General features: G+C 40.7%; 11 protein-coding genes. All 11 read right to left on the reverse strand.

From position 1 onward, the window contains the following. On the reverse strand, positions 1-1,186 hold a 1,186-nt coding region (locus DW793_RS02330; protein WP_147342150.1), incomplete at its 3' end, for a hypothetical protein. A gap of 26 nt (positions 1,187-1,212) precedes the next feature. Then, the gene (locus tag DW793_RS02335) at positions 1,213-2,415 is read right to left on the reverse strand and encodes a hypothetical protein (RefSeq protein WP_118156953.1); all 1,203 of its coding nucleotides are present in this window, start codon (positions 2,413-2,415) and stop codon (positions 1,213-1,215) included. Between the two features lie 19 nt (positions 2,416-2,434). Next, a complete protein-coding gene (locus tag DW793_RS02340) occupies positions 2,435-2,869 on the reverse strand; it encodes a hypothetical protein (protein ID WP_022287689.1) in 435 nt (144 codons plus the stop codon). Between the two features lie 279 nt (positions 2,870-3,148). After that, positions 3,149-3,235, reverse strand: coding sequence for a hypothetical protein (locus DW793_RS15795; RefSeq protein WP_390624608.1), 87 nt, complete (start codon positions 3,233-3,235; stop codon positions 3,149-3,151). A gap of 16 nt (positions 3,236-3,251) precedes the next feature. Then, positions 3,252-3,755, reverse strand: a complete 504-nt coding sequence (locus DW793_RS02350; protein ID WP_147342151.1) for a hypothetical protein — start codon at positions 3,753-3,755, stop codon at positions 3,252-3,254. A gap of 67 nt (positions 3,756-3,822) precedes the next feature. Then, positions 3,823-4,344, reverse strand: coding sequence for an RNA polymerase sigma factor (locus tag DW793_RS02355; protein ID WP_118156956.1), 522 nt, complete (start codon positions 4,342-4,344; stop codon positions 3,823-3,825). Between the two features lie 453 nt (positions 4,345-4,797). After that, on the reverse strand, positions 4,798-5,457 hold the full coding sequence (locus DW793_RS02360; protein ID WP_252969623.1) for an HAD family hydrolase: 660 nt from the start codon (positions 5,455-5,457) through the stop codon (positions 4,798-4,800). A 14-nt stretch (positions 5,458-5,471) separates the two neighbouring features. After that, positions 5,472-6,590, reverse strand: a complete 1,119-nt coding sequence (locus DW793_RS02365) for a THUMP domain-containing class I SAM-dependent RNA methyltransferase (RefSeq protein WP_118156957.1) — start codon at positions 6,588-6,590, stop codon at positions 5,472-5,474. 49 nt (positions 6,591-6,639) lie between these two features. Next, positions 6,640-8,862 carry a transglycosylase domain-containing protein gene (locus DW793_RS02370; protein WP_117876189.1) on the reverse strand — a complete coding sequence of 741 codons (2,223 nt, stop codon included), beginning with the start codon at positions 8,860-8,862 and terminating at the stop codon, positions 6,640-6,642. A 179-nt stretch (positions 8,863-9,041) separates the two neighbouring features. After that, positions 9,042-11,000 (reverse strand): bifunctional 4-hydroxy-3-methylbut-2-enyl diphosphate reductase/30S ribosomal protein S1, encoded by a 1,959-nt coding sequence (locus DW793_RS02375; protein ID WP_118156958.1) that lies wholly within the window; start codon positions 10,998-11,000, stop codon positions 9,042-9,044. Continuing rightward, on the reverse strand, positions 11,001-12,332 hold the full coding sequence (gene cmk, locus DW793_RS15800; protein WP_118156959.1) for a (d)CMP kinase: 1,332 nt from the start codon (positions 12,330-12,332) through the stop codon (positions 11,001-11,003). Positions 12,333-12,334 lie beyond the last annotated feature (2 nt).

A 12,334-nucleotide genomic window follows, 5' to 3' on the forward strand; every position in this document is an offset into this window, starting at 1 on the left:
TTTCAGCAAGAAGATATGTCCCTGCAGCAAAAACTGCGGTCATGATGAACATAATAGCAAAATAAACAACGTATTCTCGTGCAGGTATTCCCCAAAAATTCATATAACCCGTTTCATTGAGCATATTGGTGTAATTGCCTGTTAAAATGTCAACGGCAGGATTGGAAAGACTTGTGGTTTTCAGATATAATGGTACAAATATTGGCACAAGACAGACAGCTCCTGCAAGTATGGTCTTTCTGCAAAGCATTGAAAGAAACATAACAATACTTGCGGTGAAAAGCGCATAAACAAGCTTTGCGGCAAATACTGCAACCACATATCCGCTAAAGCTCATATTCGCTGAGCTAAGTTCAAAACCGCTCAGATATTGCAATGGCATATCAAGTTTAAAGCCGTTTGTATCGTAAATAAAAAGAGTTATAATATCCACAGTGTAAATTATCAAAACAAGAATTATTACAGCAACAAAGCCGGTACAAAGCTTGAAAAGTGAGAATTTCCTCACGCCCGTTTTGGTTATTCCAAAGCTTTTTATCCTGCTGCTTTGTATCTCTGATGAAAATATGCTGAAAAGGAGCAGATAAACACCGAATGGTATGAGTATTTCAGATGACATATAGTTTTCAAAGCCGTCAGCGGCTCTGGTGTCAATGATCTTATCAGATTTTTCAAGCGCTGTTATAACGGAATCATAGTCTTCTATAAGTTTGTTTGACAGCTTTAAAGAATACTCATCAGTAACGCCACGCCTTGCATTTCGGCTGTAACCTCTCACACGCTCGGATATGAGCTTCAAAGAGTTTTGCTGAGCGTAAAGCTGCCCCTCAATAAGAGAAAACATACTGTCAAGACCCACACCAGCCTGAGAATTTTTCTGAGAAAAATCTATTATCTTTTCCTCAAGCTCCACAGGCAATTCAGCCTGCTTTACACCGCCCGTGTTGTGGTTATTTTGATAGTCGTTTATCTCATTATTAAGGGAGTTTTGCTCATCAGCAAGCTTTTGAGCGCCTTGGCTTACGGCTTCCGAGCCGCTTTTAAGATAGGTCATGTATTTTTCACCATAAGCATAAGAAGGTCTGAGTACAGATATCAAAAAGGCACAGGAAAGCAAAGCCAGCAATAAGCTTATCAAAGCTGACTTCGCCATATCTTTTCTTATCATAAATCTGAGAAGTTTCATATCGTCACACCTCAAATATCAAGTTCCTACATTCCTGCCTGTATCTCCGCATATGTATCATAATCCCATTCGCCGTTTGAAATAAACTTGTGCAGTTTAAAATCTTTATCCACAAGATAAGCGGCTGTATCAGCGTCGGGATTATAGGTCGAAAGAAGGAAATAATCCTCACAGTTATTGAATATCGTCATATAGTCGATATACTCATAGCCGTAAAAATACTTTTCATTGAGCTTAGCATCATCAATTATCTTCTGCGGTTTATTATCGTTATCAAGATAATAAAGCACATACTGATACATTTTGCCATTATCATTTGGCTCACGAACAAGCACTATCATAGTGTTATTGAAATACTGAAAATATCTTACAAAAGATTTGTCTTTAAAAGTGCAAACTGTGTCACTTTTTTCATTATCCTCATTATACCTATACAGCTTGTTTTCGCCATTAGAGTAATACACATCTCCGTCGGCCGGATAATACATGTACGGCGTATTTTCGCTTATCTGAGAGCCAACATCAATGCCTGTATCCTTGACGTTCTGAGGGTCTGAAAGTGGAGCTATAAATAGGCGGACTGTATCCGTCTTTGGGCAAAGCCTTGTAAAATAAAGCTTGCCGTCGCTTATGTAATAGGTATTGGCTTTTGTTATCTCGCTTTTGTCAGAGTTTTTGAGAGCGTATTTATATAGCGAATAGCCTGTGCTGAATCCGTTCTCGTCGGTCTCGCTCTTTTTGTATTTGCCCTCAACAAAATAGATATCTCCGTCTTTGTCCATAGACATACAGCCTAATATGCTGTCCTTTGGTGCAGAATACACTTCCGTGACTTCACCGCTGTTGTAATCCACTGTGACAATGCTGTAATCTTCTTTTTGCGTAGCAGAATTATACACTGACCTTACAGCGTATATAACGCCGTCATATATGGTATAGCAGGACAAGTTTGAATACTCTTGAAGCTTGACCTTTATCATTGCAAGGCTGTCGGATTCGATATCATATTCTGCAATGCCGTCATAGGTTTTGTAATACACAAAATTGTTTGCAAATGCAGTAGAAGAAGCTTCAGGACACAAAAGGTTTGTGGGAGAAGCAGAAAGTTCTTGTTGACCCTTTTCAGGAGAAACCGCCTTATCGGATTTTGTGCCAAGAGAAATGAAAAGTGTAACTGCAACTGCGGCAATTATAACTGCGGCTGTTGCGATAATAATTTTAGTTTTCATAATTCACACTCAAGTTCTATTATTGACTATCAACGGAAAGCGTTGTGCTGTAATTGCCATGTACCTTATCATTATAAATATGTACAGTTTTTACTAACTTTGAAGATGTACAACCTTTTAACCCAAACGAATGCTCAATTTTACCTGTGTCAGAGTGAGATGATCCACAACCAGTACCACCAACAGAGGCACTTGCATAAACATAACCGCTGTATTTACAATTTGGATTGTAAACATTGTTATTGTTACTTGATGTCCTAGTCCAAGCTTGACCAGCTACAGTTGAATTTGTTCTTATTCCTGTTACAAAACATGAAATATAAGCATTTGAGCCAGAACCACCAACTGCTCTGCCGTATTTTATGGCTTCATACGCACTAGCCCCAATAGCCATAGAGCTCATCATCATAACAGCAGCACCCATAGCTGCGATTCTCTTAACGATCTTTTTCATATTAAACGTCCTTTCTCAATACAAGTGTAATTTTCTTTAAGTTTTGTTGCAGAGTATTTTAACTTCATCATATCACACAATTATTGCAACGGAGAATTGTGCATAATAAATATTCACATCTTCATTGGACTCAGCAGCTTTCAATTATATAAACCGAAAAAGCAGTGAAAATGGCTGATTGAAATACATAAGTTTGTATGTTTTCACAATTGCACGTACTTGTTTTTATTATTATTGCATAAAAATAGTGTACAGAATCACACCATGCACTATTAATTCTTATTCTACAGAATAGTAGATATCCATTATTTCTGATTCAGATATTTCACCACTTAAACTAAATATATATTCGCCATTATCCCACAAAATATTAATGAAATCATCATTTGTATATCATAAACTTATTTCCAAATTTATCTGATGAGAATTTGAAATGACCACGTTCATTGTCATAATATGAAGAATAAGAATCCGCTGTATATTGGTCGAAATATATGCTCTTTTTCTTATCATCTGAATAATAGCATAATTCGATGTAGTTGTCAGTTGAAACACTTTCGCTTTCATCTAAAACAAAGCCTTCTGGAACAGTAATACTATATTGCTTTTCTATCTTGCTTTTGTGATCGCCTATATCTTTGCTATCATGTTGAACAGATACAACGGTGTGATCATTGAAAATTTGCAGGAAGAAATTCCTTACTGCATTTCTTGCAGGTGCATAGGCGGCAACAGTCATTGTACCCATAATGGCTGCCACAATTATGGCAGAAGCGATCCTTCGTCCTATGGTTTTGATAAGCGGATAATAGATGCGGCTTTGGTTCTTTATGAGCTTTTCTTTTTTGTTCAGATAGTCCTTAGAAAACTCATAATTTTCGTACAATGACAGATCTAGGCTATTTAGTTCGTCGCAATACAAAGGTACAAGCTTTTTTAATTCTAATCGTGTATCACTCATCGTCGTTTATATCCTTTCTGAGTATTTTTCGAGCTTTTTCAAGTCTTGATTTTACTCCGCCAACAGATAAATGCAACTGCTTTGATATTTCCTTGACCTTAAAGCCATAGAAATATTTCATCATAATAACGTCACGATAAATATCAGGTAGCTTTTCGACCATATCAGCAACAATAAGCTGTTCAAAGTGGTCGCAGTCTTCAGATATCTCTTTAATTTTATCATCTATCTGAACATTGATACTGTGTTTGTTTTCTTTTGCAAGAATATCGATACACACGTTCCTATTAATAATAACTGTATAAGCGACTATTTCGGCTGGTTCTAAACTATGAATTTTTTTGAAATTTTCTGCTAACGCCAAAAATGTTTCAGAAACAGCTTCCTCCGCCAAGGCATTATTATGTAACTTTGACATTGAGAATACGAACAATTTTCTTTCAAGAGAGTCATATATTTTTCTGAACTCTGATTTATCATCATCGTCGATCAGCGTCATACAAACAGCGAGCACTTGATCACCTCTGTCTAATTTTGTAATAAGCTTAGTATAGCATTATTTATATGTAATTTCAAGGGGGGTGTTTTGTAGAAGTAAAATCTTTTTGATTGTGAAATGTTTGTTAACATCAACACGGAAGTTGAAATAGCCGATTACTTATAGCTCTTGACTTTTTATTAGCATTGTGATATAATGAAAATGACAAAAGGGTACTGCATAAGCCTATTGGCTAAGCGGTTTCTCCCAAAGATTTAGTGAAAGGAAACACCGTTACTTTGGTAGAGTAGGACGGTGTTTCTTTTCGTAAGGGTTTGCCAAAGAAAAGTCTATTCGCTCCTGCTGGGATGGAAATTCCTTGCATGGTCTGTTTTTTTAGAGTAGGGCGCGGAGGATTTGACGAGTACATTGCATTTATTTCATCATACTCAAAACAAAGCCCCTCGGTGATAAGCCGAGGGGTTTTGTTTATGCTTTAAAATATTCAAGCACAGCGTCCAAACTGTCCATTTTCTTGTACACCATTGACAATATCTCATCTGTCGGTGCAATAAGATCCGGCACCATTATTGGTATCATCTTCGCATTGTAAGCCGCCTTTATGCCATTGTAAGAGTCCTCTACAGCAACAGTTTTCTCTGGCCTTACTCCCAGCTTCTCGCAAGCAAGTAAATATATCTCAGGCTGTGGCTTTGAATGTTTTATCATATCTCCGCCAATAATCACATGAAAATAATCAAGCAGACCTGCTCCCTTTAGATTTTTGATAACCCCTTTGTAAGACGTTGATGAAGCAAGTCCTACCTTTATATCACACTCTTTAAGATAAGAAAGCAACTCCCTTGCTCCGCTTTTCAGAGGCAAACCACGCTCAGCGATAATATCAGCACAAATGGCTTTTGCTTCGTCATAAAGTTCGGGTATTGACACTTTGTCACCATATGCGGCTTCTAGGATAGCCATTGTATCAACAGTGCTTCTGCCAATGCACTTCATAGCATTTTCGTGAACGTTGGTCAGACCATATTTCTTTCCAAGGTGCTCCCAGCTTTCAAGACCTATTACTTCGCTGTCGAAAATAACGCCGTCCATATCGAATACGATTCCGTCAAGTTCTGATAATTTCAAACCCACCACGCACCTCACTTGAAATACATATACAGATTACATTTTATCATGCCGTTGTAAAGCTTGCGCTTTTTGTCAGCCTTTTTGCCGAAAAACACCTCAAACTCCTCATGTGGAGAGATTATATAGCATGGGTTCTCCTTTGACGGGCAAAGTCTTTGTCCCATTTTCTTATAAAGCTCCTCGGCTTCCTTTATTTCAAGCATACGCTCGCCATATGGGGGATTGACAATTGTTATCGAACCCTCTATCTGGCTGTATTTTGAGATATCCTGCTGTTTTACTGTAAGCTTTGAGCCTACTCCTGCCTTTTTAGCGTTGTTTCTTGTAAGCTCAACCGCTATATCATCAACATCAAAGCCAAACGCCTTGAATGCACCCTGCCTGTCGATAGCGTCCATAGCCTCGGCTCTTGCATTGCGCCACGCTGTTTCAGGTATCTGTGACCACTGCTCTGCCGCAAAATTTCTTCTCAGACCAGGTGCAACTTTCAGTGCCTTGTATGCCGACTCAATAAGAAATGTACCTGAACCACACATAGGATCCACCACAACTGAGTCCGCACGAACTCTTGCAAGGTCAACTATACCTGCGGCAAGTGTTTCCTTGATAGGTGCGTCGTTGGAATTTCTTCTGTAGCCACGCTTGTGAAGTCCTACACCTGATGTATCAAGATAGATAGTCGCAATGTCCTTATGGATAGCAAACTGTATCTGATGTTTCGCCGCAGTTTCCTCAAAAAAGCTTATGCCATAGGCTTTTTCAAGTCTTTTAACGCAGGCTTTTTTGATTATCTTCTGACAATCAGGGATAGAATGAAGCTTTGAATTAAGGGCATGACCCTTAACAGGGAAAGCGTCCTCCCTGCCGATAAAGTCCTCCAGCGGAAGCTTCATAACGCCGTCAAAAAGCTGTTCAAAGCTTTCTGCTCTAAAGCTGCCAAGCTCGATAAGTACACGCTCTCCTGTGGCGATCCAAAGATTTGCCTTTGCAAGCACGTCAAAGCCACCTTCAAAGCTTATCTTGCCGTCAGTTGTGGTAAGATTTTCACCGCCTATCTTTTTTATCTCATATGCAAGCACGCTTTCAAGCCCAAAATGGCATGGAACGCACATTCGCAGTTTATTTTCCATAATGATTTCCTTTCAAAAAAGCCTCCATAGAGTTATGGAGGCTTTAATTTTAATGATTTCCGCTGCAATACTCAGGCTCGTTGGATTTCTTGTAATATCCGGTTGCCGTGCTATAGCATGAATTTGACGCAAGCTTACCTGTCTTTGTGCAGTAGGTGAGCTTTTCAACTGTATCAGGCATTTTGAAAGTCTTGTCAAATGACTTATGCTTCTCATTCTCAGCGATATCGCCAAAAACGTTCTTCCAAATCGCACCGATATTCTGATACTCGTTCGTAGGGATAGTGGCAGGGTTTTCATAACCGATCCAGATACCTGAAACGTAATCAGGAGTACAGCCTACAAAAGAGAGGTCAAACCAGTCAGATGAAGTACCTGTCTTACCAACAAGGTCAGTATTGTTTAGCTTAGCATATCTACCGGTACCGTCCTGCTGAGTTATAACATTCTGCATCATTCTGTTCATAACGTAAGCGGTAGACTCGCTGATAGCCTGCTTGTATCCGTCGCTCTTTTCATAGATAGCGTTTCCGTCAGCGTCCTCTACCTTTGAAACGTAGGTAACGTCATACTTCTTACCGCCATTGCCGAATATCATATAAGCGCCTACAAGCTCCTCAAGCTTAGTACCATTTGTAAGACCGCCGACAGTTACTGGTGAATAGTCAGCGTCGGAGTCAGCAAGCGTGGTGATGTCAAGCTTTTCCTTAAGGAAGTTATAGGAATAAGCAGGTGTCATTTTTTTGATAAGCTGCGCAGGAAGCGTATTAAGCGACCTTGTGAGCATTTCTACAGTTGTAAGCTGCTGATAAGACCAGTTTGCACTGTCGCCTGTTTCAGAATAGTTTACAGGCCACTTTTTGTCCTTGCCCTTTACCTTAATAGTGATAGGCTCATCAGTGAACAGGGTTGACCATGTCATAAGATCCTGATCCAATGCAGGAGCGTATGACGCAATAGGCTTGATACAAGAACCTGGTGAACGTTTGGCATCAGTAGCAATATTATAAACTCTCGACTCCTTTTTCTTATCACGTCCGCCGACGATAGCCTTAACATTGCCCTGATAGTCCATGGCGATAAAGCCTGACCACAGAGTATCGTCCTTTTTGTTCATTTCATAGGTGGTGAAATTACTTTGCTTCTGCATTTCCTTTTCTACCTTCTTCTGCATACTTCTGTCAACAGTGGTATATGCAGTAAATCCGCCGTCATAAAGTCTTGCGGAAGCGTCCTCCCATGAAATGCCATAATAGTCAGCGATTATCTGTATAGTCTGATTAATAGCAGCGTCCATGAAATAAGATGTCGGACCCTGATCCTTTGTTTCGTCCTCATAGATAGTTGAGCTTGTGTAGGTTATGTCGCCTGTTATTTTTAGCTCATAGTTGAGGGCTTCGTTATATTCCTGCTCAGAAATTGCACCGTTATCGAGCATATGATCCAGCGTATACTTCTGTCTGAGCTTGTTGTTTTTCATATTATCATATGGGTTGTTTGCAGCAGGCCAGCTTGTCATACCTGCAAGTGAAGCTGCCTCAGCAAGGTTAAGATCCTTTACGTCCTTGCCAAAATAGAAGTTTGCAGCAGCCTGAACTCCGATGATATCATACTCCTGAGTTGTCAGCGGCACAAGGTTAAGATAGCTTTGGAGGATATCTTCCTTTGTGTAAGTCTTTTCCACGTTGATAGAACGGAAGATCTCTCGTATCTTACGCTCGATACCATGGATAGAATCTCTGGAGTCATCACCCGTGATGTTCTTGATAGTCTGCTGAGTGATAGTCGAACCACCTATCTGTCTGCCGCCGTATATCGGAATGAATACATTGACAAATGAAGCGAACGTTCTCTTAAAGTCAACGCCGTCATGAGAATAAAATCTCTCGTCCTCGGTGTACACAAAAGCGTCCTGAACATACTGAGGGATATCCTCAAGATCAGCCCATACAACGTGCTTATTGCTGTTTTTCAGAGCATAATAAAGGTCATACTCCTGTGAATCCTCATCATCTTCATCATAGTCAGGGTTGACAGACAAAAATCTCGAAATGTTGCTTGTTTCCGTCTTATCAAGGCTGATAGTTGTTGTGGTATCTGCAAAGTTAAGGACGTAAATAGTCAGAACTGTTGCAAATATAGAACAGGTGATAATGAGTATCAGGAATATCGACAGCAAAGCTGTGCCTAATATTTTGAGAACTCTGACAGCAGGATTAGTGGATCTTTTCTTTTTGCGTTTTTTCACTGCCGTGTTTTTTATTTCATCCATAAATTTAACCTTTCGTCTTTATTTGATCTGATATTATTATACCACATACGAATCAAAAAGTTAAGTCTTTTCGGTAAATCTTTAGTTTTTTCTAAGGATTTTTTGACAGAACAAAGCTGCCGTTATTTCATTGAAAATAAAAAACGAGGGCGATCACTCGCCCCCATGAATTTTATTGCTTATTCAGCGTCCTCAGAAGCCTCGTCATCAGCAGGAAGCAAAGCTCTCATAGACAGGCTGATCCTCTTCTTGTCGAGATCTATCTCTGTGATCTGGCAATCAACTACCTGACCTACAGAAAGGATATCTGCAACATTGTTTACTCTCTGGTTAGCGATCTGAGAGATATGGATAAGACCGTCGATACCATCAATGATCTGTGCAAAAGCACCAAAGCTTGTGATAGAAACAACAGTAGCCTTAACTACCTGACCTACCTCATAGTTAGCCTTGAAGATCTCCCATGGATTCTCTGAAGCCTTCTTATATGTCAATGAAACCTTCTTTGTTTCGCTGTCGATATCCTTGATAGTAACAGTGATCTTATCGCCAACAGAAACAACGTCTGAAGGGTGCTTGATCCTGTTCCAAGAAAGATCCATTCTTCTGATAAGGCCGTCAACACCACCGAGATCTACGAATACGCCGTAATCTGTGATAGACTTAACTGTACCCTCAACCTCAGAACCGATCTGAGCTGTCTCGAAGAACTTAGCCTGAGCTGCTGCTCTTTCCTCTCTTGCAACTGCACGGATAGAACCAACTGCTCTCTGCTTAGCCTCGTTTACCTCAAGGATCTTGAAGCTTACTGACTGCTTGAGCAGATCGTTAAGATCGAAATCTCTTCTTGGAGCTGCCTGTGAAGCAGGGATAAATACCTTAACACCGTTAGCTGATACGAGCACACCGCCCTTAACAACGTTTGTAACTGTACCTGTAAGTGTAGCGTCAGCTTCCTTAGCCTCAACTATCTTCTGGAAACCAAGAACTGCGTCAACCTTCTTCTTAGAAAGTGTAACGATACCCTCCTGGTCATTTGTCTTAAGAACGATCAGATCGATCTTGTCGCCTACCTTTACGATATCCTCTGGCTTCTTAGTAGGATCATCTGTAAGCTCAGATGCAGGAATATAGCCTGTGTGCTTTGTTCCGATATCTACGGCTACTTCACCGTTATTGATATCGGTGACAATGCCCTCAACCTTCATTCCCGTATGTATTTTTTTCAGAGTCTTTTCCAGTTCCTCCTCAAAATTAAATTCTTCGTCAACATTGTTCAACATTTCACTCATGGTCTGTTGTACCTCCTTGATTATATAAGCCGGCGTCGATGCACCAGCAGAAATCCCGATAAATTTTGCACCTGATAAGTCAATATCACATGCCCTCAGTCCTTCGGCGTCCTCTACAAGCCAACATTTGCAATATTCATCGCATATGGCTTTAAGCTTGTGAGTATTGGAGCTGTGCAGCCCTCCGACTATTATCATTATGTCGGCAGCCTTCGCAAGCTCCGCCGCCTCCTTCTGTCTTTCAGAAGTGGCACTGCATATGGTGTTATACACCACAGCCTCAGGCAGATACCTCTCAAAAAGCTCTTCGCACTTTCTCCACATATTCTTATTATACGTTGTCTGAGCCAGAATTGCAACCTTTTTTGACGAAAAATCTTTCTCTTTCACCAAATTTTCAAAATCGTCACATAAACTGAACACATAACTCTCTCCGCTGCAATGACCTCTTATACCCATTATTTCCGGGTGAGCCTCATCACCTGCGATAAGAATAACGTATCCCTCTCCCGATTTTTCGGCTGCTATCTTGTGTATCCTTGCCACAAAGGGACAGGTAGCGTCAATTACTTCCGCACCTACCTTTGCAAGCTTTTCATACACGTCCAGTCCAACACCGTGGGATCTGATAACAACTGTCTGGTCTTTCGTGACCTTATCCACATCGGTGGAGTAAACTCCTTTTGCTTCAAGGTCAGAAACTACGTTTGGATTGTGAATGATTGGGCCTAACGTTACAACATTATTTCGGTTATCTAATTCATTATACACTATTTTTACGGCTCTGTCTACACCAAAACAGAAACCTGCGGTCTTTGCAACGCAAATTTTACACTTTGTTAACATTTAATGTACCAGCTCCGTGATATTTTTCATGATCTCGTTCTTGATAGTCCTAAGAGAATGAGGGTCGGTGGCTGTAACGCCTATCTCGCAAGGCACTATAGGCTTGCCAAATCTTACAACTACACGCTTTCTGAATTTGAGCTTGCCCTCGAAATTGATACCAACAGGGACCACAGGCACCTGAGCCACAGCCGCCACCAATGCAACGCCTGTTTTGCCCTTTCCTACCTTGCCGTCCTTTGAACGTGTTCCCTCAGGGAATATGACAAGGTTTCTGCCCTTTTCAAGCTTTTCGATAGATGTATCTATGACCTGAGTGTCGCCCTTTCCTCTTGTGACAGGGAATGCTCCAAACGCTTTTATAAGCAGAGTGAAGAACACATTCTGATGAAAAAGCTCCTCCTTAGCCATATAAGAAAGCGGCACTCTTGTTGGCAGTGCGATAAAAACAGGGTCCTGATAGCTTCTGTGATTTGAAGCGAATATGTTTCCACCGTCCTTTGGGATATTTTCCGTACCCTCGAAAGTGATGTTAAAATACAGATGATAAAGTCCGATAACGATATATCTCAGCACTGTGTACCAAAACATATGGAAATGACCAAGCCTGTGTTCTTTTTTCACAGGTCTGACAGGCATTATCTCTTTTATCTTACGCTCTTTTTTTTTAGTCTTGTCGGTTATTACCTTGTAGATAGCCTCAACAGACTCTTCAAGAGTCAACTCAGTAGAGTCCACCTCAACAGCGTCATCAGCCTTTTTCAGCGGTGCTATCTCTCTGTGTGTATCGTTATAGTCACGCTGGATTATATCCTGCAATACCTCGTCATATGTAGACTTGTCGCCCTTTTCCTGAAGCTCCTTGAAACGTCTTTCTGCTCTTGCCTCTGGAGCGGCTGTTAGGAATATCTTCACGTCAGCGTTTGGCAAAACCACAGTGCCGATATCTCTGCCGTCCATGATGATGTTGTTTTCTTTTGCGATATTCTTCTGAAGTTCAAGCAGAAATTCTCTTACCTCAGGTATAGCAGACACCTTTGACGCACCCATGGATATCTCAGGCGTTCTTATTTTGTCTGAAACGTCCTCGTCATTGAGCATTACTCTCTGCCCAGCTTCTGTGTAGCAAAGCTTTATGGATATCTCACCAAGAAGGGGTTTTATCTGCTCAGGGTCAGAAAGGTCTGCACCCTTGCTTATAACATAATAAGCTATAGAGCGGTACATCGCACCTGTGTCTACATATACATATTCAAGCTTTTTCGCTACCGCCTTTGCGATAGTGGACTTTCCTGCTCCGGAAGGTCCGTCGAGAGCCACGTTTATTCCCATAT

The sequence above is a fragment of the Ruminococcus sp. AM31-15AC genome (assembly GCF_003462045.1).
Classification (GTDB): Bacteria; Bacillota; Clostridia; order Oscillospirales; family Ruminococcaceae; genus Hominimerdicola; species Hominimerdicola aceti.